The following is a 22196-nucleotide window of genomic DNA, read 5'->3' on the forward strand; positions in this document are numbered from 1 at the left end:
AAAATCTTTAAAAATTATATTTTTTCTCCAAAGGCATGCCGATTTTTGCATCCTTTTTGGAACTTAAGTTGCAGCTTTCCAATTCAACAACAGGTTTAGTTTCAAGTTGTTTTTCCTTTTTTTTATTTACCACAAAATTGAAGGCTAACGTAAATATCATCCATAAAACCAGATCTAATGCAACCACAATATTGTTGCTGATGTATTGGACCATTAATATGTTAAATAAACAAAAGAATAAAGACAAACCTACGATGGTCATCATCGCCGTTTGGTGCGACATGCCAGACCGTAACAATTTATGGTGAAGATGGCTTCTATCGGCTCTAAATAAAGGCAATTTATTGAACCATCTCACGATAATGACCCTAGCTACATCGAAAACAGGAACGATCAAGGTGGATAGGGCAACTACGATTGCACCTTCCGAAAACGGCTTGATACTTTTGTTGTCCATGGCAAAACTGATTGCCAAAAATGCCATCGTATAGCCCAAGGTCATACTTCCCGTATCGCCCATGAAAATCCTTCTCCTACGTTTTGATTGCCCAAAAACATTGAAATAAAAGAAAGACATTAAGATTCCTGTTGTGATAAAAGCTAATAAGGCATGGATCCAAGCATGGTAATAAGCGAATAAGGAACCCAACACCAAACAACCGATGGCCACTAAACCAGAACATAGTCCATCCAGCCCGTCAATCAGATTGATCGCATTAATGATCAACACAACCAGAAACATGGTGAAAGGTATTCCAACCCAAGGGGATAGTTTATCAATGAAAAGAATTCCATAAAGATCATTAATCCAAAGACCTCCTAAAGGAAAAAGACTCGCTACAAGGATCTGTACAACAAATTTCCATTTGTAGGAAACACCAATAAGATCATCCGCGATCCCAACAATGTACAACATCACCATACCGCAGATCAGCATAATGAACATTGGAAAGATTTCCCAGGTAACAACCCCTAAATCAACAAAATTGGTTTTATAAACTAGGATTACGGTGATGGCCAATAAGCAACATTGTACAGGTACGAAAGCTACCCCGCCTAATCGAGGAATAATAGTTTGATGTAATTTTCGGGAATCTACTGGATCGAATAACCGTTTTTTATAAGTAATCAACATGATGTAAGGAATAATGATATTCCCCAACAAAATGGCGATTACAAACGGGATAAAAAGGATCAGGTATTCCAAAACCATGTAAATTATATCTAGTGTGATAGGGATTTGATAAATAAATTATCGAATCCGTAAAACAAAGGTAAAAATTTAATGATTTTAGAAAACCTATTTACCCGTCCTTAACCCCTATATAAAATTATTTGTAGCATTTGGTTTACATTGCTAAATTCAATCCAATTTATTGTAAATCATTAAAAAATGAAGCTAAATATTAATTGATTATCTTTAATATTATTTAAACTGTTAAATAAAAAGAAATAAAAGAAAATTTAGGTTATATCTTTCTTATCAAAAAAAGCTAAAGTTTTATTTAAAAATACCAGAAAAAAATCCCTTTTTCGGCTTTTCCTTCTTTTCCTGATAGATTAACTCCTCATTAAAACTTAACTTCAAGGCCTTTTTGTGGATAATGGCCTGATAGATGATTCCCCAATCTGGCAGCCCGCCAAAATTACGATCGTCAATAAAAAGATCTGCTGTTAACTTCCGACTACCGGCCGTTGCCCTGTCCTCTTCTGGGAAATTGGAGTTATGAGCATAAAAATATAATCCCTGGTCTGCGCAGTAATCAATAGCCTCTTGCAAAAGCTCGCCCTCTCTAACCGTCCATAATATCAATTGATGATGGTCATTCATCAGCTGTTTCAGCACATCAATAGCATGCGGAATCGGCTTTCCAATCTCCGGATATCGGTGTTCTACTATCGTTCCATCAAAATCAACTGCAATAATCATGTTGCGAAGAAAATATTTTAATACGTTAAATGCAATTATTTACTTGCTTTTATATAAATGACTCAACAAAGCAAAACAGAGAATAAAACTCATGATAAACCCGAACCAGGATAAAATCGGTATCCCCCAAACTAAATATCCAACCCTACCATGCGCTAAGATACTTGCCCCTACTCCGAAAGTCATCGCCAAAATCGACAAAAGAAATTTATTACCCATCCGGTGCAGGATCAGTTGTAAGTTATCGAAATCCTGCATTTTGTGGTTCAAGGTGACCTTATCATTCTTTACCTTATCCAAAAGACCTAATAAGTCATCTGGAACATCAACCAATACATCCTTGGCCATCTTCGCTTTTTCTTTGAGTTGAGCGATGAGGTATTCTGGCGATAATTTTTGCGCAGCAATTTTCTTTGCAAAAGGCGAAATACTTTCTGGAACATTCAGGTCTGCATCCAATTGTCTTCCAGTACCTTCTAAAATAGATACCCCCCGAAGAAGGATATATACAAAATCCGGCAATAGAATATGATTGCTCTGCAGAACGATGTTCAATTTTTGCAGCATGATCGAGATATCAATATCATCCAATGCATTCTGTTTGATCATCTCAAAAATCTCATAGGCATCCCGTTCCAATCTTCTTTCATCTTCAATATGATGAACAATGGCCAGTTTCTTGATGTTCTTGATCAAACCCTTGGCATCATTGGCCAGGAAGTCCAATACCATACCTTCAATGATATTTCTGTCCTGTGGAATCATAAAGCCCATGGCACCAAAATCGATGAATATGATCTGACCGCGTTTATTAACAAAAACATTCCCAGGATGTGGGTCAGCATGAAAGAATCCATGCATCAATACCTGTTCCAAATAAAGATCCAGTACATTCTGTAGGATGGATTTGGGATACAGACCATAACGTTTGAACCCTTCCTCATCATTGACTTTCACTCCGTCAATAAATTCCATACAGAGTAAGGTGTCCGTGCTGTATTGTCTGTACACCTTAGGCACATAAACATCCTTGTTTTCAGCGAAATTTCGACGAAAACGCTCAATGTTATTTAATTCATTGGTGAATGAAAGTTCATTTAGAAGAGAGCTTTCAAAGGAAAGTACAATTTGGTAAAGGTTCATTTTATCCACCACCTCATATTTCCTTTGCAACAATTTGACCAAATCCTTTATAAAATCCAGGTCAGCTCGGATGGCCTCATCAATATTGCTGCGTTTTACCTTGAATACGATTTCCTTACCATTCAAAAGCTGGGCTTTATATACCTGCGCAATAGAAGCAGAAGCAATGGGGACTTCGTCAATACCTAAAAAATGATCATCAAAATTGATCTCCAGATCCTTCTCCAAACGAGCTTTGATGTCAATGGGTTCCGTCGGAACTTCATCCTGGAGTTTAACCAGTTCGCTCTGAAGATCCTCCGGAATAATATCTGGTCGATTACTCAATAATTGACCTAATTTAATGAAGGTTGGTCCAAGTTCTTCAATCGCTAAACGTATGCGAACATTGAAATCATCCTCGAAGATCTTACGGGCATGATTGTTCCAAAACAAAAAGCTATCAGGTAAAATACGATCTAGATTAGACCGGGAGATTATTTCATCAAATCCATGTTTGGATAATATTTTAAGAATCTGCCCTACTCGTTTTATTTTCTGAAAGCCATTAATATGCATCATGGATTTTAAGATCTTCTTGTTAAATCGGTAACCAATAAAGGATTACTTTGTTTCATTTGAGCAATAAAATTAGCAATATAATCTGTATTTGCATCTTCCATAATATCATTCAGCTCTTTCTCAGTGACCCCGATCAATTGGATAAAGGAAACTTCACCATGAGGAGTTTTTATTTTTCCCAATTCCGGATCGAGGCTGGTTACAAATCCTACTATTTCTGTATCAGTATTCAGCCTTATTGGTCCTTTGGCAGGAATAAATTGATTTTCTTCAAACCATCGTCCACTTGAGTAGACATACCTTGCTAAGTTGTTGAATACCTGCATCGCCCAAAACGGGTCGCCTTCATCCTCTTCGAATGGGGCTAAGCGGAAAGTGAATTCAAAACCCCATTTACTAAAATCTTGTCCCAATTGATCCGGACTATAATACAAATGGCTCATTCCATAAGTTGTTAGGTGGTAATGAACTGGATCCTCCCGATCATAAACATTGATGCCATCTATGGGGTCTGTACCGCCAGCCATATAATGCAAACCACATAAGGGCCCATAGTGCCTCGGCTCTTTCTGCGGATACACTTTTGCTAGTTGCTGATCTATACTGATCCAACCTACAGCATCATCTGCATTGAATTTTGATTCATATTCCTCTCTCGTCATTTCCATTTGATTTTGTTGAAACATCCTATCCTTTTACATATATAAAACGAAATCGTTTTTTTAATATTGTAAGCATAAAATCATGTGAAATAAGTTTGATGTTATGATCCAATCCCTGCTGGCTTCTTCCCTAGGAAGAAAAGACGAACTCCCAAATATTGAATTGGCCAATATGATCTTGGAAAAAAATGATCCTAAAAGTATTAATGAGCTTATTGAACTAATCAGCAGTAAAAACAAGGCTTTTCAAAACGATAGCATCAAAGTTTTATATGAGGTTGGAGAAAAAAAACCGGAATTATTAATTCCATTTTTTGATGATTTTATTGCCTTTTTGGACAGCAAGAACAATCGTTTACAATGGGGTGCAATGACGGCTCTTCATTCCATTGCTAAAGAATATCCTAACTTAATCTTTCCACACCTGGAAACTTTGCATCACAAAGCCATGGAAGGTTCGGTCATAACCCGAGACAATTTCATTGCCATTATAATCCTTTTAATCAAAGAAAAGGAATATCATGCCTTAGCCTATCATTATTTACAAATACATCTTCAATCTTGCCCTAGCAATCAACTCCCTATGTATGCAGAATGGGTTCAAAACAATATTCATATGGATTATGCCGAAAATATAGGTCAAATTTTGGAGGCCAGAATGCTTGATCTTGAAAAAGAAAGTAAGAAAAAAAGATTATTAAAGGTGATTAATAAAATTAAATCCTTCAAATAACCTAAATACACCATATTAATTAATAGTTATATCTAAAAATAACAATATATGTTATTACGTGAATTTTAACTTTAATTCCTAGGTTTCACCTGGTCTAAAAATTAACATTTATTAAGCATATTTAAACCTCATTAGTTACAAACTTTAATTTTAAATCTAATTTCACCTTATTTTCTCACTCTCCTTCATAACTTTCTGTTGAAATTCATTGAAGCCGAAACGCTACAAATATCTAAATCAACTGCCTAAAAAGATTAAATATTAATTTTATGTAAAATATTTGCTATAATTTTGTCGTCGTATTTAATAGCTTGTTTTTCACACTTTCTGTATAGCCAAATACTATAAAAATCAATTAAAGATGCAGACAATTAAGAAAAAAGTTTATCAAACTCCGACAATCACCTTATATTTTATTGAAATGGAAGAAGGGATTGCGAGTACATCTACGACCATTAGTATTAATTCAGGAAATGAACCTAGAATTGAAAATTGGGATGAATCTCCTGCCGATACCTACAAGAATTTTGATCTATAAAATCATCATCCCATGAATACCTTTAAATTATTAAGTTTTTTTTTGCTTTTCATCCTACTAATTGGCTGCGATAAGGGCATTGAGAAAGAGAACCCCAATCCAATAGAGCCACCGAAGGAAGCTAGTATTGAATTTAAGATTGATGGTTTAGAAGATACGGAAGATGTATTCCCAGAATTTAACAAAGAACAAAAAGCTTCAGCTAATCATAACCGTACCATAAAACCAGTATCCTTCAGAAGTGATGTGCTGTCATTGAATGGTTTTGATGTTATCATGGAAATTACCGAAAAACTGCCTACTCAATTCCCTGGAGCAAGCAGCAAAAAGAAAATCCAAAGTAGTACCAAATCTTCTTCCAATGGGAATAATCAGGCTATCCGATACCACTCTCCCCTTAATAATGGGGTTAAATACAGAATAGTATTGTACAAAACCAATGGATCAGGTGTAGCAACGACTTATGCAGGCCAACAAGAAGGGACTATCGGATCTAACTATATTTCAATTGGGGCAAACAGAAATACACAATACCGCTGGTATGCATATACGTATAATAATACCAGTCCTATTGATACCTTTGTGGTCGCCAATGGAACGGTTCCGGTAAAACCTTCCGCAAACAGTACTACCAAAAGACAGGATTTTGCCTATGCAACGGGCTTAATAACCACTAGTAATGTAGTTAATGGCCTGAATAGCATTCAGAACATTGTTCTAACCCGTAAAACAGCAAGATTTGTCGTGGAAGTGAATTCCAGGGGTATGTTTGCTCCGGTTACTTATGCCAGCCTAAGAATCAAAGATAATGCTGGTTTTATGAAAGGTAATTTCCGTTTATCTGATAGTTCCTATCTAAATTTGACCAATGTTCAAACTACTGATCAAGTTTATAACCATAACAGTTCAGCCTATGTAGTACCAGTGGGCACAGATACTGTTCCAGAATTGAATTGGAAAAAAAGATACACCTTTTATTCGCCAGTGAATTCTGTCTCCAAACCTTTGACCATATCTATTGATACCATGAGGATTACCAGCAAGCGTTTAAGAGATACCGATGGAGCAGCAACTGATGTCGTAAGGACTTTTACCAACAATGAATTTGCATTCAATAGTTTTATAGCCCAACCTGGCAAGAGTTATTTTGTTTCCATAATATTGGTAGAATCTGCCATCCCAATGGGTTCAGCAAGATGGGCACGGGGAAATACTTGGCGTGTTGCCGATGGACCACTGCGACCAGACGGATTTTGGGATTATCGAATAAGGTATGATAACCCTTTATATCAAACCGTTGCAGGAGTTCCAACAACCGATTATTTCACACATGATATTTATAGTGTAGCTAATGGAAAAAATATTTGTGAAATGATCTATCCTGAAGATACTTGGACATTACCAACCCCTGCACATTTCAATAGTTTTAATAACATTACCCAGAATGTCGGTGTCGAATATAATGGCTGGTACCTATATATGACTCCAACCACACCTGTATTAGGATATCCTTCATATCCACATGGAGATCTGATTTTCACTCCTGTGGGCTATAAACAGTCTTCTACAGGTCCAACAAATAACTTTTTTCCAAATTCCACTAGTTATCAAAATACCAAAGGCTATTGGAGGACTACAACGAGTGGTACTTTCGCAAGGCTAAACTACAATAATACATCATGGTTCAATGATCGATGGGATGAAACAAATAGCTTCACATTCAGTAGTTCTAATCTTGCCAGCGTCCGTTGCGTCAGAAAATAAATTTTATTTCTTAACATACATCAATGTTTATTGTTTCTTAAACAAAGACCTTTGTCTTAAATAATTGAAAATAAATAAAAACAGCTTTATGAAAACATTATTAAGTTTATTCGCTTCCGTATTCCTTTTAGGGAATGTTGCCTTTGCACAAGTAAAATGGTCCGTAGACCCTGCACATACCAATGCCCGTTTCGAGGTGAAACATCTAGGGATTGCTTTTGTTGATGGCCAATTCAAGAAATTGGAAGGTGCTGTGGAAACTAAAGACGCTAATAACTTCGACGCAGCTGTAGTTAATTTTGATATTGATGTAAACAGTATCGATACCCGTGTTGAAGCTAGGGATACCCACCTGAAAAGCGATGATTTTTTCTCTGCAGAGAAATTCTCAAAAATGACCTTGAAAAATGCAACTTTAAAAAGTGCGGGAAAAGGAAAATTCAAACTTACCGGAGATCTTACCATTAAAGACGTGACTAAAAAAGTTACTTTCGATGTGGTACAGAACAATGGTATTATTACAGATCCATGGGGAAAAACACGTGCAGGTTTTACAGCTACGACCAGCATCAACCGTAAAGAATTCAACATCAACTATAACGATAAGCTTCCTTCTGGCGTAGATGCTGTTGCACCTACAGTTGCCATTACGGTAAACGTTGAAGTAGTAAAAAACTAATCGTTAGATAAGAATCATACTAATTCTTGCATATAAAAACAGGCTCCAGAATTATCTAGAGCCTGTTTTTTTTATAAATTCCTATTTATTCTTCTACCTCATAAGTCCAGTTTCTCAGTTTTTCCTGAAAAATCCGGGAAATTTTATTGAAATACCTCTTTTGCTTATAACCCATTACCCACTGTACTCCCTCTACCGCATTTGTACAGAATATCTCATCGGCCACCTTCAATATTTCTGGTTTTATTTCTGCTTCAACCACTTCGATACCTTCACTTTGGGCGATATCCATAATCACTCTACGCATTACCCCATTTATACAACCTTCGGTTAATGCAGGGGTATATAATACCTTATCATAATACACGAAAATATTAGAAGCCAATGCTTCACAGAGATTTCCTTGTTGGTTTAAAATCAACACCTCATCAAAGGCAAATTTTTTCCGGTATAATCCGGCCATCACATAGATCAAGGCATTATTGGATTTTATCTTAGAAAGCTCATTATAAGCTTTTTTATACTCTGTATATACATCGATAATCAAGCCTAATTTCTTGTCCCGCAAACTTTCAGGCTTTCTGTCCAGCTGAATAATAAAAGAGGGTTTATTGCTTTCTGGCCCATAAAGTCCTCCACCTGTTCGGAAAACAATGAATCTTGCCCGGCCAGTCTGCCCAACCATATTGTTTTTCCTGGAAAGTTCTTCAATCTTTTGGCGAATAAAAAATCCATCAAATTTCTCGTAATCCTCAAAATGAAGCATTTTCATGCTTTCCTGCAATCTCTCGACATGAAAATCCAGGAATCTCACATCCCCATCTCTCCATAACATCGTTTCAAATAATCCATCCCCGTATCTAAAGGCTCTACTATCCGCAGTTAGGATGGACATGTCTTCTGGAACTATCGTTCCGTTATAATTGATATATTGTATCGGCATATTTTAGATCTGATTATTGGCATCGCCATAAGTTCTCCATTTCTCTAATGCTAAACGAAAATCCTCTGGTAATGGTACTTCAAAGTATAAATTTTCTTTTGTCTTAGGATGAATAAACCCTAACGACTTGGCATGCAGCGCTTGACGTGGCAATAAGGAAAAGCAGTTGGACACAAATTGCTTGTATTTTGCAAATTGAGTGCCCTTTAATATCTTTTCTCCTCCATAGGATTCATCACTAAATAAAGGATGGCCTATAGATTTCATATGTGCACGGATCTGATGAGTACGACCTGTTTCCAGTTCGCATTCGATTAAAGTGACATAACCTAAACGCTCCAAAACCCGATAATGGGTCACGGACCATTTCCCTTTTTCTGGTTCATCATAGACATCCATGATTCTTCTATCTTTCAAGGATCTTCCGATATATCCTGATACGGTTCCATCTTCCACGATATCACCCCAGGCAAGTGCGATATATTTCCGGCTGATGCTATGCTCATAGAACTGTTTCGCTAAAAAGGTCATCGCCCATTCGTTTTTTGCAATGACTAACAGTCCTGAAGTGTCTTTATCGATTCGGTGCACCAATCCTGGGCGACCTGTATTTCCAGGTAAGGTTGGTAATTGGTTCAGATGAAAAGTTAAGGCATTTACCAAGGTTCCCGTATAATTATTATACCCAGGGTGAACAACCATACCTGCCTCTTTATTAACCATCAGCACGTCATCATCTTCATAAACGATTGATAAAGGAATATCTTCTGGATAGACTTCGCTATCTCTCGGTGGATCTGGTAAAACAACGGTAATGACATCAAATGGCTTGACCCGATAACTGGCTTTGATTACTTTATCATTTACCTTGACAGAACCGGCATCAATAGCATTCTGAATCCTGTTCCTAGAGGTATTCTCTACCCTATTCATCAGGAATTTATCAATACGTAATAAAGCTTGACCTTTATCAGCAACTATCCGTAAATGCTCGAATAATTCCTGTTCGTCCTGCTCATTTTCCAATTCATCTAACATGCTACAAAAGTAGTATTTTAAAGCGTTCAACAAACTCAAAAGTAAAAATCCTATCTTTAATCCATGCTTAGTCAATTTCCCATCCATAGTCCCGAAGAAGAGATAAACCACCCAGTTTTTTCCAAAAAAGCTGTTCAGGTATTCATCAAACGGGATGACAAAATCCATCCCTTCATTTCAGGAAATAAGTGGCGCAAATTGAAATATCCTTTACACGAGGCTAAGAACCTAAATAAAAACCAGTTGGTAACCTTTGGAGGTGCGTGGTCCAATCATCTGTTGGCTACAGCTGCTGCTGCTGCCCAATTTGGCTTTCAATCCCAAGGGATTGTTCGTGGAGAATCGGTTGATAATCCCGTATTGGCCATGTGCAGACTTTTTGGTATGAAATTGCAATTTATCGATAGGAGTTCATATCGAGAGAAAGAATCCTATTTTAATAACCATTTTGATTCTTCAACAGCCTATTTCATAGATGAAGGCGGGCGCTCAAACCTGGGCGTGCTGGGTTGCAAAGAAATTATTCCAGAACTCCAACAGGAATATGCTCACATTATTACGGCAGCAGGTACAGGCACTACTGCAGCGGGACTATTACAAGGAATTGACGAAGCAAATTTAGCATCCCGGTTACATGTTATTCCTGTTTTAAAAAATGGCGGATTTATTAAGGAAGATATCAATAAATTCGAGGTTTCTACCAAGAATCTGGAACTTCATCTAGACTATCATTTTTCAGGATATGGGAAATCAACCCCCGAACTCATCCACTTTATAAAAGATTTCGTTGCCTCCACAGGAATCATGATCGAACCAGTTTACACAGGTAAGGCGATGTATGGATTAGTTGATCTCATCAAAAAAGATTATTTCAAACCAGGTAGCCGAATCCTTTTTCTGCATACCGGTGGTTTAACAGGTTTGCTTGGACAATTAAACCTATTCTAAAAGCTAATTGAGCAATTTGCGTTATTTTCAAAACTAATTCTACCACTATTTTGTTAATTAGGTTGAATAAAATCGCAAAATATGAACAACCACCACGAATATCATAACGAAATTGATGTAGATGTTATACTAGATCCACAACGTGTGGAAGCAGGTAAGCCTGTATCCATTAATATTTCCTTAAAGAAAGATAATAATGCTGTTTCTTTAGATACGGTGCATGAGAAAAAAATGCATTTATTGGCTGTCAATGATGAACTGACCTGGTTCGATCATTTACATCCCAAAGAAAATAAAGGCCAGTACCTAGTTGAAGAAACCTTTCCAACCGCTGGAAAGTTCCTATTATTCGTAGACTTCAAGCCTGAGGATGGAGAGCCCATGGTACACAAACATGAAATCCATGTTGTAGGGGACGAATTGAGTGAAAAAATTGAATTCCAACCGGAGATAGTCGCTAGAGAAGAGGATTATATCATCACTTTGGTCAATGCCCGGGAATTGAATACGGGAATGCAGACCCTAGCCTTCACCGTTGAAAAAGAAGGCGAAATGTTAGGTGAAAAGGATTTGGAAAATTATCTAGGCGCATCTGCGCACATTGTGATGATCGAAACCAAATCAAAAGATTTTTTACATATTCATCCCGTATCCAATAAGAAATATCCAATATATGCAGAAGCGCATATTGAAAAGGCTGGCAACTATCGGATTTGGGTGCAGTTTAAAATATCGGGTAAAGTCCATACCGTAGACTTTTCTGTAGAGGTCTAATATTATTTGATTCCTATGACAAGAGGGATAGCTTTATTTTTATACTTTTGTTGCTAATCATTTAAAGCTATCAATCAAATACCTATGCGCTTTAGCATTTTTTTGCTTCTTTTCATATTTATTCAAGCTTCGAAACCAAAGCATGTAATTGCCCAAGTTCAGATACAAGATACGATTAGTACAAAGTTGGAAAAGGATACCATCCATCCTACCCAACAACTTTATGACATTGTGGACCTGTTCAAGGATATCAATCCTTTTAAGAAAAAGGATTCCACTGTAGTAAAAAGTACTAAAAGATCTGCAATTACCTATTTGCCCAACCTGAACTATAACCCATCTATTGGTGGTCAGATTGGGATCAAAGCGGTTGGAGGTAAAATTTTGGGTAATGAACCCAACACAGCGATGTCCATCGGTGCGGCAGCGGTCAGTGCCACGACGAGAGGGATTATTGTTGGATACCTGATTCATGACATCTATACCCCTGGTAATAAATGGAACATCAAAGGAAATATGATGGTGGCCAAGGCCGTAGGACTGGATTATGGTATGGGTATAGGTGGTCCATTGGAGAATCCCACGGAAGAAGAATTGATCATGAACAATCCTGAACGGGAGCGTTTTGTGAATAAATTTATGGTCTATTCCATTAGTGAGCGAGTTTATAAAAACCTATTCCCCGGAGCTTTCGTAGGTGTAGGTTTCTTTTTTGAGATGAAGCGGAAATTCGAAACCGTAGGTTCCGATCCAGGCATGGCACCTGTAGAAATATACAGCCGTTGGAATGGTTTTGATGCCACTCGTGTAAACAACAATGGCCTCATGTTGAATATGCAATACATGACAAGGGATAATCCGAATAGCGCTTATAAAGGCTATTATGTGGATTTGGTCTTGCGTATGAACCAATCTTGGATGGGAAGCGCGCAAAATGCTTATCAATTACAGACAGATTTCCGAAAATATTGGCAATTATCTACTGAAAGACCTAATCATGTATTGGCCTTCTGGAATTTCGGTTCTTACAATCTTGGTGGTAAATTGCCTTATGTGGATCTTCCAGGTACTGGAAAAGACCCTTATGCCCGAAGTGGTCGAGGATATACCTTAGGTTATTTTAAAGGAAGATCATTCTTCTATTCGGAATTTGAATATAGATTCCCTATCCTAAGGAACCAATTCCTAAGCGGAGTTGTATTTGCCAATGTACAGACTGCTAATGACCAGATGGGCACCGAGTTATTTAAAATCTGGCAACCGGCTGGGGGTGCTGGCCTTCGACTATTATTCAATAAAGCAACCCGCACAAACCTTTGTATAGACTATGCCTATGGAAGGTTTGGTCAGCATGGCTTATTCCTGGGGTTGAACGAGGCATTTTAAAGACATTATTATTCATGCCCCATATAAAAAGTAAATCACTATTAACTGTTGCTTGTTTGTGTTTTATCCCCTTTCTGGCAAAATCTCAAGAAACAATAAGAGATACCAGCTATAGGGAAATTGACCCTGTCGTGGTTAAAGCTTATTTCAATTCGCAAGCCTTACTAAGCTTGACTAGTCCATCTAAGGTTTTAACTAAACCATTACTTAATGCACAACAACCATCTTCCTTGGTTTCAGCTATGAATACCACAGCAGGCGTACGCATGGAAGAGCGATCTCCAGGTAGTTATCGATTGGCTTTAAGGGGTAGTATGATCCGTTCTCCCTTTGGTATCCGGAACACAAAAATTTATTTGGATGAAATTCCAATGACGGATGCGAGTGGAAACACCTATTTCAATCTTTTGGACCCTGTAGGGATTCAGCAAATCCATGTGTTAAAGGGACCTGATGTTTCCTTGTTTGGACCAAATTCTGGAGGGGTAGTTCGGATTAGCCCTAATGGTTTGAGCCAACCAAATCATGAAAAATCCATTCTTTTACAGGGAGGGTCCAATGGAATGTTTCATCAAACTTTATCGATTGGACATGAAGTAAATAAAAAATACAGCTTTTCCTTTGACCAGGCATTCTTAAGATCTGATGGATACCGTGAACAGACCGGTTTATCCAAAAAATATGTTCAGACTGCGCATCATTATCAATATAATCCCTCGGGAAGCTTAAAATTCTTAGGAATCTACAGCGATCTTGGCTATGAAACCCCCGGAGGATTAACGCTTCAACAGTATGACGAGAATCCTCAACAGGCACGTCCTGCTGCAGGGAATTTTCCATCTGCTGTTGACCAACAAGCTGGAATCTATAACAAGACTTTATTAGGTGGATTGATCCATGACTATCAATTTCAGTTTGGATTGAAACATGTCATATCTGTCTTTGGCTCCCATACGGATTTTGAGAATCCCTTCATCACGAACTATGAAACACGTAAAGAAAAGAATTTAGGTTATCGAACCTACTTTTCATTCGATAGAAATCCATCAGAGGATTTGAGTTGGGAAGTTCAGGCAGGGATGGAATTACAGAAAGGTTGGTACCATATTAAGAATCATGAAAATAACCTCGGCGAAATAGGCAATCTGACAGACAACGACAGGCTGGATATGCTACAGGATTCTTACTTTCTAAGAGCAAAGGCTCAATTTTTCAAGAAACTTACAGCAGAAGCATCATTAGGGCTCAACAATAACAGCATCAATTTCAAACGTGGGATGACAGCTGAGCTTGCCAAAGGTGATATCGATTTTCATTCTAAATTGATGCCAAGGGTAGCCTTATCGTATTTAGTAGCTTCGAATACCGCTTTGCGTGCAGCCATTTCAACAGGTTATTCTACACCGACTTTATCAGAGGTTCGTTCTTCCGATAACCAGATCAATACAGGTCTACAGGCTGAATCAGGAACAAATTATGAATTGGGATTTAGGCAGGAAGCCTTCAATCGGAAATTGATTATTGATTTGACGGCTTATCAGTATAAAATGGACAATGGCATCGTCCGACAGTTGAATGAAGAAGGCAATGAATTTTTTGTGAATGCTGGAAAAATTGATCAAAAAGGTTTAGAGACTAGTGTACTTACGGAATTAATCTCCCCTCAGCCTGAAAGATTTATCCAACAACTAATTCTTTCTACCAACCTGACATATCAGCATTATAAATTTGATGATTATCAGGTTGATGATAAAGATTTTTCTGGAAATAAGGTTACGTCTATTCCGGAATGGATGTGGGTGAATATGTTGGCCTTGAAATTTAATAAGGGCTTTGAATTGAATGTATTCCATAATTTCACGGATGAAATTCCGTTGAATGATGGAAATAGTGTTTTTGCAGATAAATATCATTTGGTTCAGGCGAAAGCTTCTTGGGGAATTGGATTTTTAGATAAGTATAAGGTTCAATTTTTTATTGGTGCTGATAATGTGCTGAACCAAAAATATTCCTTAGGGAATGATATTAATGCGATGGGAAATAGGTATTTCAATGCTGCTGCCCCTAGGAATTTTTATGGCGGGGTTAAGGTTGGTTTTTAAGTTAACCATTCGTCATTGCGAGGAACGAAGCAATCTTTCTATTAGTCCAAAGATTGCTTCGTCGTGCCTCCTCGCAATGACGCAGAATCCACCATTTTCCTATGTAAAACCATTAAAACCACTACAAAAACACCCTTAAAACACACTTAAACCATGTTTTTACTACCCTTACATACTAAAAACATACTTTCACATTACTTTCACCCTACTTTCAGTACGAATCAAACCCCTATCCTAATTCGACAAATAACTCGCCTTCACCGTTATATTAGCCGTCTTACTCCTAGAAGTTGTATTAAAAGCTCCCCCATAAGAAAACTCTTCATTATCATTCTGACCCGTAATTTGAAAAATCCCTAGATCCGCTTTCACCAGCTCCCCTAACGAAGAACCTGCCTCTTTTGCAATATTCTCGGCTCTTGAACGCGCATTCTGTGAAGCCTGAGAAATCAATTTCAACTTCAAATCCTCCAATCCAGAAAAATAATAACTAGGCTGATTCGAACTCAACTCAATCCCCTGCGATATCAATGCCGAAATCTCCCTCGACGCATTATCCACCTTATTCAAGTCCTTAGACTCCACACTAACATTCTGTGACAAACTATAACCGGAAAAAGTCGTATAACTATTCCCATTACTATCCGTAGAAGAATTAAACTCTCGATTTATATTCACCGCATTGAACAGAATTTCGGCCTCCTTAATACCCTGCCTAACCAAAAAATCCCGAACCAATTCCCTATCCCTCTTCAATTGCTCCGAAGCTTCGCTCAGATCCATGGATTTTCTACTATAAGAAGCAGACCATTTCACAATATCCGATTCAAAATCGGTTTTTGCATTGCCAGTAACATTAATCGTATTTGAGTTTTTGTACTTGTATTTGTAAGCATTGGCAAACAACAAACCAAATATTATAAAAGCGATCCCTGCGATCACACTAATGATGATTCCTGTATTCTTCATGATATGGTCATTATTATGTTTATAATAAAATTGTTATAATCTCATTAAATCTAAGTTAACGTTTTTTTGAGTAATATTGATGTTCCAAACAATACAATTTATGAAACATAAATTCAGCTTACTTTTCATTAGTTTTTCCTTATTATCATTTGCCCAGGCACAGAAAAAGCCAATCGATCATACGGTATATGATAACTGGAAATCTATTTCCAGTCCTTCCATCAGTAAATCCGGGAATTATATCTATTATGCTATTGTTCCACAGGAAGGTGATGCATTGGCTATTCTGAAAAATAATAAAAACCAAAACTTACTGGAGATCCCAAGAGGTAGTAATCTAAAATTAACGGAAAACGAAAAGTTTTTGATCAGCACCATCAAGGCCCCTTTTAAGGAAGTTCGTGAAGCAAGGATTAAAAAGAAAAGACCTGATGACATGCCCAAAGACAGTTTATTGGTTTTTGATATCCTGAATAATAAAACCACTAAATTTCCTGCAGTAAAATCATCACAGCTAGCTAGAAAAGCGAATAATTATGTAGCCTTCATATCAGAAATCGTGTTGCCAAATCCTAAAAAGGACGAAAAAGCAGACTCGATTAAAAAAGAAGAGGTCAAAAAAGAGGTTATCGCTGCAAAAGATAGTACCAACAACAGAAGACCTAGCCCTAGAAAAGAGAAAACCACGCCTGTTCTCCACGTATTGAACCTGAATTCAGGTGACACTACGCAAATTCTAAAGGCGGATAATTTTTATTGGAGCGATAATGAACAATATTTATTATTCACCCGCAAGGGCGAAGGCAAAGATACCCTGAACGAAGCTGGATTATATATTTACGATCTTGCAACTAAAAGCAGTAAAAAGATATCAAATGGAAAAGGAACTTATAAATCCTTCCGTTTTGACGATCAGAATCAGCAATTGGGATTTTTAGCGGATAAGAGTCCGGAAAAAGCCTTGCAAAAGGAATATAAGTTATATTATTACACGCCAAAACAAGACAGCGCTTACATCATTGCCGATAAGAACAGTTCAGGAATGCCAGAAAAATGGAATGTTTCTGGCGATGGATTCATCAATTTCAGTAAAGCAGGAAATAGATTGTTCTTTGGCTTGGCACCTATTGCCAGAGTAAGAGATACATCTTTAGTAGACTTTGAAACCGCAAAATTAGATATCTGGCACTGGCAGGATGATTATCTTCAGCCGATGCAGTTGGTGAATGCCCGTCGGGATATGTCGCCTAATTATACTGCTCTGATCAACTTAGCCGGTAACCGGGCGATCCTTCCACTTTCCGATGATACCTTCAATAGAATCAGTTTAACCGGTGATGCGGATAACGAATGGGCATTAGCGACTTCAGATGCAGAATACCGTATTGAAACGCAATGGTCTGGAGGTTCCAAATCGGATGTATACCTGGTTTCTACCTTGACCGGAAAGAACAAATTAGTGATCAAGAACCTTTCCGGAATGGCCATGCTCTCTCCTACTGGAACACATGTGATCTACTTTAATCGAGAAAATGCCAACTGGTACAGTTATGATATCCAAAAAGAATCAACAACACATCTAAATGAAGGCTTGGCCATCAGTTTTGTAGATGAGGAAAATGATGTTCCTGCATTACCAGGTCCATACGGGTTGGCAGGTTGGTCCAATGACTTTAAGAATATCTACCTAAATGATAGATTTGATATCTGGAAATTAAGTTTGGATGGAAAGCATAAAAGCATGCTTACCAAAGGAAAAGGTCGTGAAAATCAAATCACCTACCGTTATGTGGATATCAGCCGGGATGATGATCCAAGAAAAAGAGCGACTATTATTGATGAAAAGAAAGCAATCTATTTAACCGGTTTCAATAAAACCAACAAATATAACGGCTATTATAAATTAGATAAAAAAGGTCCACAAGAGATTTGGGCTGGACCATTTACCTATAGAATGATTACCAATAGTGAAAAACTAGATCAGGTAATCTATACCAAGGAAGATTATCAAAAGTCTCCTGATCTTTATTTATTGAGCAATCTTAAAAATGAAACCCGTTTATCAGACATCAATCCGCAACAGGCCAATTATAATTGGGGAACAGCGGAATTGGTAAAATGGAAAACTCCGAAAGGACATGAGGCAGAAGGTATTCTTTACAAACCGGAAAATTTTGATCCGAATAAAAAATATCCAATTATCGCTTATTTTTATGAGGTGTTGAGTGATGGCTTGCATACCTACCAAGCACCTGCACCAACTCCTTCCCGATTGAATATCCCTTATTTCGTCAGCAACGAGTATTTAGTGTTTGCACCAGATATCCGTTATGAAACAGGATATCCAGGACGTTCGGCAGAAGAATATATCAATTCAGGTATGCATCATTTAGCACGGAACAATGCTTGGGTAGATTCGACGAAGATGGGTATCCAAGGACAAAGTTGGGGTGGCTACCAGGTGGCACATTTGATCACCAGGACCAATATGTATGCCGCTGCTTGGGCAGGTGCTCCTGTAGTGAACATGACCTCTGCTTATGGAGGTATCCGTTGGGGAACTGGAATGTCAAGACAATTTCAATATGAGAACACCCAAAGTAGAATAGGCAAGCCACTGTGGGAAGCACTGGATCTATATATAGAAAACTCTCCATTATTCTTTATGGATAAAGTGAATACGCCGGTTGCCATTATGCATAATGATAATGATGGTGCAGTGCCATGGTACCAAGGGATTGAATTTTTCACGGCATTACGTCGTTTAAATAAACCTGTTTGGTTGTTGAATTATAATGGCGATGACCATAATTTAATTCAAAGACAGAACAGAAAGGATATACAAATCCGCGAAGCGCAGTTTTTTGATCACTTTTTGAAAGGTAAACCAGCAGCAAACTGGATTAAGAAAGGTGTGAAAGCTACGGAAAAAGGTATTGATTGGGGACTGGAAGTAGATTAATCCTTATTAAAACCCTATAATAGGCTGGATATTTTGTTATATCCAGTCTTTTTTTGACCCATTTATTGTTTTTCAAGCTTATTTTGTGATTTTTTTCAAAAAAAATATTTTGAAATCGAGAATTTACCATATTTTTGAAATGTTTTTAGAGAGAATCAACACAAACTCAAGATATAAATATAAAAATATGTCAAATTCCAGATTCGCCGCCGTTGAAGAAGCAACAAAACACCACTTCAACGTGTCATCAGCAGTAACTTCAGAACGTGCTATCCATATTTTTGGTAAAAACGTTTTCACCACTGCAAAGATGAGGGATTATCTTCCCAAATCTACTTTCAATGATTTAAATACCGCTATTGATGAAGGAAATCAAATCAGTAGAGAGATGGCAGAGTTCATTGCACAAGCTATGAAAGCTTGGGCTATTGAAAATGGAGTATCACACTATACCCACTGGTTTCAACCATTGACCGGTTCAACAGCTGAAAAGCATGATGCTTTCTTTGAACCAGATGGAGACGGTGGTGCGATTGAAAAATTCACTGCAGATGCATTGGTACAACAAGAACCGGATGCATCTTCCTTCCCAAATGGAGGTATCCGTAATACATTCGAAGCACGTGGATATACGGCATGGGATCCGTCCTCTCCTGCTTTCATCTATGAAACGGCCGCTGGAAAAACCTTGTGTATCCCAACTGTTTTTGTTTCGTATACTGGTGAGTCCTTAGACTATAAAGCTCCCTTATTAAAAGCAATTGCAGCAATCGATAAAGCAGCGACCGAAGTGGCGCAATATTTTGATAAATCCATTGATAAGGTAACTGCTTCATTAGGTATCGAACAGGAATATTTCTTGGTAGATTTAGCCTTATATAATGCACGTCCGGACCTTCAGTTAACTGGAAGAACATTATTTGGACATATGTCTGCAAAAGGCCAACAATTAGAAGATCATTATTTTGGTGCTATCCCTGAGCGTGTATTAGCTTATATGGTAGACCTGGAAAATGAAGCCTTAAAATTAGGTATTCCTTTGAAGACTCGCCATAACGAGGTTGCTCCGTCGCAATTTGAATGTGCTCCGATGTTCGAAGAGATCAACTTGGCCATTGACCACAACCAATTGTTGATGAATCTAATGGAACAAGTGGCTATCCGTCATAATTTCAAAGTATTATTGCATGAAAAACCATATTCAGGTGTAAATGGATCTGGAAAACATAATAACTGGTCTTTGATTACCAATACAGGTGTTAATTTATTGTCTCCTGGAAAGACTCCTAAAAACAATTTGATGTTCTTGACCTTCTTTGTCAATACCATCAAAGCGGTTTTTGAGCATGCTGATTTATTAAGAGCATCTATAGCAAGTCATTCCAACGACCACCGTTTGGGAGCAAACGAAGCACCTCCTGCTATTATCTCCATCTTCTTAGGTTCTCAGTTGGATGAAATCTTGGAAGAAGTGGAATCTGCACGTGTTGCGAAGAAAGTGAAAGCAGATGCCAATCTATGGCATGGCATTCCAAAGATCCCTGATTTGAAATTGGACAATACCGATAGAAACCGTACTTCTCCATTTGCTTTTACGGGAAATAAATTTGAATTCCGTGCGGTGGGTTCTTCGGCAAATTCGGCATTACCAATGACGGTTTTGAATGCTATCGTTGCGGCACAATTGATTGAATTCAAAAATGAAGTGGACAAACAGATCAAAAAAGGAATCAAAAAGGATCTTGCGATCTTGAATGTTGTTCGTAAATACATTAAGGATTCAAAAGCAATCCGTTTTGAAGGAAATGGTTACAGTGAGGAATGGGAAATTGAGGCTGCTGCTCGTGGTTTATCAAACATCAAATCAACACCTAAGTCTTTGGATGTTTATGTAACTCCAGAATCTATTGAGTTGTTTGAGACGTTGGGGATTTATAATAAAAGGGAATCGGAAGCGAGACATGAGATTTTGTTGGAGAACTTCTTCAAGAAATTACAGATTGAGGCAAGGGTGATTGGGGATGTGGTTACTAGCCAGATTGCTCCAGCATGTATTATCTATCAGAATCAATTGATTGAGAATGTTAGGGGATTGAAAGATCTTGGATTGGGTAAAGAAGCATATAGTTCGCAATTGAATTATATCGAGCGTATCTCTAAGCACGTGAATATTATTTTGGAAAAAGCGGAAGAAATGCGTCAAGCACGTAAGAAATCGAATACTATTGAGGATATGCGTGAAAGAGCAATTGCTTATGATGAAATTGTAAAGCCTTTCTTTGATGAAATCAGGTATAATGTAAATAAATTGGAGAAATTGGTGGATGATGCAAAATGGCCTTTGCCAAAATTGAGAGAATTGTTGTTTATACATTAGGGTGTTTAATAGATTTTAGATAATAGATTTTAGATTATAGATTTTAGATTATAGATAATAGACATTAGATTATAGATTTTAGATTATAGATAATAGACATTAGATTATAGATTTTGAAAAAGACCTCGTTTTACGAGGTCTTTTTCTTATTTTATTGCCTCTTTTCCTGCGTCATTGCGAGGAGGTACGACTTTCCGCGTCATTGCGAGGAACTTTACACGTCATTGCGAGGGATTTTACACGTCATTGCGAGGAACGAAGCAATCTTCCCGCATGTCATGCTGAGCGTAGTCGAAGTATCTGTTCGTTTGTACCCGTAGAGATCCTTCGACTTCGCTCAGGATGACAAAAGGACTGCGCTCAGGATGACATGGGGTGGCGCATATCCAAAGATTGCTTCGTCGTGCCTCCTCGCAATGAACTGTGTATATATCCAAATAATAAATTAAATTTTCTCCAAATAATATTCTGATTAGGCCGCTTTTGCGATGTAGCCCTTTCCAGATTTTGCGATGGCGAATGCCTGTTTGATCAGTTTGTTCACCACTGCTATGATCGCGACCTTGAGCGGCTTTCCCTTTTCCATCAACCTCCCATAGAGCTCACTGCAGGCGGTGTTGCTCCTGATGGCGGATATTGCCGCCATGTACAGCACCTTTCTGACCTGGCCCATCCCCATCTTGCAGA

At 37.8% G+C, this 22196-nt stretch carries 17 protein-coding genes and 1 pseudogene; 10 read left to right on the forward strand and 8 right to left on the reverse strand.

What is annotated here, in order from left to right; translation table 11 throughout:
• Positions 1 to 7 precede the first annotated feature (7 nt).
• From CRJ00_RS03935 to CRJ00_RS03950, 4 genes are all read right to left on the reverse strand, one after another.
• Positions 8 to 1213, reverse strand: a complete 1206-nt coding sequence (locus tag CRJ00_RS03935) for an MraY family glycosyltransferase (protein ID WP_257213679.1) — start codon at positions 1211 to 1213, stop codon at positions 8 to 10.
• Positions 1214 to 1501: 288 nt separating this feature from the next.
• Positions 1502 to 1930 (reverse strand): BT0820 family HAD-type phosphatase, encoded by a 429-nt coding sequence (locus tag CRJ00_RS03940; RefSeq protein ID WP_099365581.1) that lies wholly within the window; start codon positions 1928 to 1930, stop codon positions 1502 to 1504.
• 39 nt (positions 1931 to 1969) lie between these two features.
• Positions 1970 to 3634: an ABC1 kinase family protein gene (locus tag CRJ00_RS03945; protein WP_257213680.1), complete on the reverse strand. Its 1665-nt coding sequence runs from the start codon at positions 3632 to 3634 to the stop codon at positions 1970 to 1972.
• A gap of 5 nt (positions 3635 to 3639) precedes the next feature.
• Complete coding sequence (locus CRJ00_RS03950) at positions 3640 to 4302, reverse strand: suppressor of fused domain protein (protein WP_257213681.1); 663 nt, start codon at positions 4300 to 4302, stop codon at positions 3640 to 3642.
• 97 nt (positions 4303 to 4399) lie between these two features.
• On the opposite strand from CRJ00_RS03950, the gene CRJ00_RS03955 reads away from it, so the two are divergent.
• The 4 genes from CRJ00_RS03955 (at position 4400) to CRJ00_RS03965 (ending at position 8010) form a co-directional block, all read left to right on the forward strand.
• Positions 4400 to 5029 (forward strand): hypothetical protein, encoded by a 630-nt coding sequence (locus CRJ00_RS03955; protein ID WP_099365582.1) that lies wholly within the window; start codon positions 4400 to 4402, stop codon positions 5027 to 5029.
• Positions 5030 to 5390: 361 nt separating this feature from the next.
• Positions 5391 to 5567 carry a hypothetical protein gene (locus CRJ00_RS18765; protein WP_167554217.1) on the forward strand — a complete coding sequence of 59 codons (177 nt, stop codon included), beginning with the start codon at positions 5391 to 5393 and terminating at the stop codon, positions 5565 to 5567.
• 12 nt (positions 5568 to 5579) lie between these two features.
• A complete protein-coding gene (locus CRJ00_RS03960; RefSeq protein ID WP_099365583.1) occupies positions 5580 to 7331 on the forward strand; it encodes a hypothetical protein in 1752 nt (583 codons plus the stop codon).
• 88 nt (positions 7332 to 7419) lie between these two features.
• A complete protein-coding gene (locus CRJ00_RS03965) occupies positions 7420 to 8010 on the forward strand; it encodes a YceI family protein (RefSeq protein WP_099365584.1) in 591 nt (196 codons plus the stop codon).
• 85 nt (positions 8011 to 8095) lie between these two features.
• Here the strand turns inward: CRJ00_RS03965 and CRJ00_RS03970 are convergent, their stop codons facing one another.
• Positions 8096 to 8953 carry an aminotransferase class IV gene (locus tag CRJ00_RS03970; protein WP_099365585.1) on the reverse strand — a complete coding sequence of 286 codons (858 nt, stop codon included), beginning with the start codon at positions 8951 to 8953 and terminating at the stop codon, positions 8096 to 8098.
• A 3-nt stretch (positions 8954 to 8956) separates the two neighbouring features.
• Complete coding sequence (locus tag CRJ00_RS03975) at positions 8957 to 9991, reverse strand: RluA family pseudouridine synthase (RefSeq protein WP_099365586.1); 1035 nt, start codon at positions 9989 to 9991, stop codon at positions 8957 to 8959.
• 63 nt (positions 9992 to 10054) lie between these two features.
• Between CRJ00_RS03975 and CRJ00_RS03980 the strand changes: the two genes are divergently transcribed.
• The 4 genes from CRJ00_RS03980 (at position 10055) to CRJ00_RS03995 (ending at position 15201) form a co-directional block, all read left to right on the forward strand.
• The gene (locus CRJ00_RS03980; protein WP_099365587.1) at positions 10055 to 10939 is read left to right on the forward strand and encodes a 1-aminocyclopropane-1-carboxylate deaminase/D-cysteine desulfhydrase; all 885 of its coding nucleotides are present in this window, start codon (positions 10055 to 10057) and stop codon (positions 10937 to 10939) included.
• A gap of 81 nt (positions 10940 to 11020) precedes the next feature.
• A complete protein-coding gene (locus tag CRJ00_RS03985; RefSeq protein ID WP_099365588.1) occupies positions 11021 to 11713 on the forward strand; it encodes a hypothetical protein in 693 nt (230 codons plus the stop codon).
• 84 nt (positions 11714 to 11797) lie between these two features.
• On the forward strand, positions 11798 to 13099 hold the full coding sequence (locus CRJ00_RS03990) for a BamA/TamA family outer membrane protein (RefSeq protein WP_099365589.1): 1302 nt from the start codon (positions 11798 to 11800) through the stop codon (positions 13097 to 13099).
• A 14-nt stretch (positions 13100 to 13113) separates the two neighbouring features.
• Positions 13114 to 15201 carry a TonB-dependent receptor gene (locus tag CRJ00_RS03995; RefSeq protein ID WP_257213682.1) on the forward strand — a complete coding sequence of 696 codons (2088 nt, stop codon included), beginning with the start codon at positions 13114 to 13116 and terminating at the stop codon, positions 15199 to 15201.
• Between the two features lie 234 nt (positions 15202 to 15435).
• Here the strand turns inward: CRJ00_RS03995 and CRJ00_RS04000 are convergent, their stop codons facing one another.
• Positions 15436 to 16170 (reverse strand): SIMPL domain-containing protein, encoded by a 735-nt coding sequence (locus CRJ00_RS04000; protein ID WP_099365590.1) that lies wholly within the window; start codon positions 16168 to 16170, stop codon positions 15436 to 15438.
• Positions 16171 to 16270: 100 nt separating this feature from the next.
• On the opposite strand from CRJ00_RS04000, the gene CRJ00_RS04005 reads away from it, so the two are divergent.
• Both CRJ00_RS04005 and CRJ00_RS04010 read left to right on the forward strand, forming a co-directional pair.
• On the forward strand, positions 16271 to 19132 hold the full coding sequence (locus tag CRJ00_RS04005) for an alpha/beta hydrolase family protein (protein WP_099365591.1): 2862 nt from the start codon (positions 16271 to 16273) through the stop codon (positions 19130 to 19132).
• 187 nt (positions 19133 to 19319) lie between these two features.
• Complete coding sequence (locus tag CRJ00_RS04010; RefSeq protein WP_099365597.1) at positions 19320 to 21509, forward strand: glutamine synthetase III family protein; 2190 nt, start codon at positions 19320 to 19322, stop codon at positions 21507 to 21509.
• 472 nt (positions 21510 to 21981) lie between these two features.
• Here CRJ00_RS04010 and CRJ00_RS04015 read toward each other — a convergent pair.
• Positions 21982 to 22196: pseudogene (locus CRJ00_RS04015) on the reverse strand (IS110 family transposase); the annotation flags it as partial.

Source organism: Sphingobacterium sp. 1.A.4 (genome assembly GCF_002734245.1).
GTDB lineage: Bacteria > Bacteroidota > Bacteroidia > Sphingobacteriales > Sphingobacteriaceae > Sphingobacterium > Sphingobacterium tenebrionis.

Coding starts and splice junctions, on each gene's coding strand:
- CRJ00_RS03965 (WP_099365584.1), top strand. CDS start 7,420: ATGAAAACATTATTAAGTTTATTCGCTTCCGTATTCCTTTTAGGGAAT.
- CRJ00_RS03955 (WP_099365582.1), top strand. CDS start 4,400: ATGATCCAATCCCTGCTGGCTTCTTCCCTAGGAAGAAAAGACGAACTC.
- CRJ00_RS03975 (WP_099365586.1), bottom strand. CDS start 9,991: ATGTTAGATGAATTGGAAAATGAGCAGGACGAACAGGAATTATTCGAG.
- CRJ00_RS03945 (WP_257213680.1), bottom strand. CDS start 3,634: ATGATGCATATTAATGGCTTTCAGAAAATAAAACGAGTAGGGCAGATT.
- CRJ00_RS03935 (WP_257213679.1), bottom strand. CDS start 1,213: ATGGTTTTGGAATACCTGATCCTTTTTATCCCGTTTGTAATCGCCATT.
- CRJ00_RS03940 (WP_099365581.1), bottom strand. CDS start 1,930: ATGATTATTGCAGTTGATTTTGATGGAACGATAGTAGAACACCGATAT.
- CRJ00_RS03970 (WP_099365585.1), bottom strand. CDS start 8,953: ATGCCGATACAATATATCAATTATAACGGAACGATAGTTCCAGAAGAC.
- CRJ00_RS03995 (WP_257213682.1), top strand. CDS start 13,114: ATGCCCCATATAAAAAGTAAATCACTATTAACTGTTGCTTGTTTGTGT.
- CRJ00_RS04000 (WP_099365590.1), bottom strand. CDS start 16,170: ATGAAGAATACAGGAATCATCATTAGTGTGATCGCAGGGATCGCTTTT.
- CRJ00_RS04010 (WP_099365597.1), top strand. CDS start 19,320: ATGTCAAATTCCAGATTCGCCGCCGTTGAAGAAGCAACAAAACACCAC.
- CRJ00_RS03950 (WP_257213681.1), bottom strand. CDS start 4,302: ATGGAAATGACGAGAGAGGAATATGAATCAAAATTCAATGCAGATGAT.
- CRJ00_RS03990 (WP_099365589.1), top strand. CDS start 11,798: ATGCGCTTTAGCATTTTTTTGCTTCTTTTCATATTTATTCAAGCTTCG.
- CRJ00_RS03960 (WP_099365583.1), top strand. CDS start 5,580: ATGAATACCTTTAAATTATTAAGTTTTTTTTTGCTTTTCATCCTACTA.
- CRJ00_RS03980 (WP_099365587.1), top strand. CDS start 10,055: ATGCTTAGTCAATTTCCCATCCATAGTCCCGAAGAAGAGATAAACCAC.
- CRJ00_RS04005 (WP_099365591.1), top strand. CDS start 16,271: ATGAAACATAAATTCAGCTTACTTTTCATTAGTTTTTCCTTATTATCA.
- CRJ00_RS18765 (WP_167554217.1), top strand. CDS start 5,391: ATGCAGACAATTAAGAAAAAAGTTTATCAAACTCCGACAATCACCTTA.
- CRJ00_RS03985 (WP_099365588.1), top strand. CDS start 11,021: ATGAACAACCACCACGAATATCATAACGAAATTGATGTAGATGTTATA.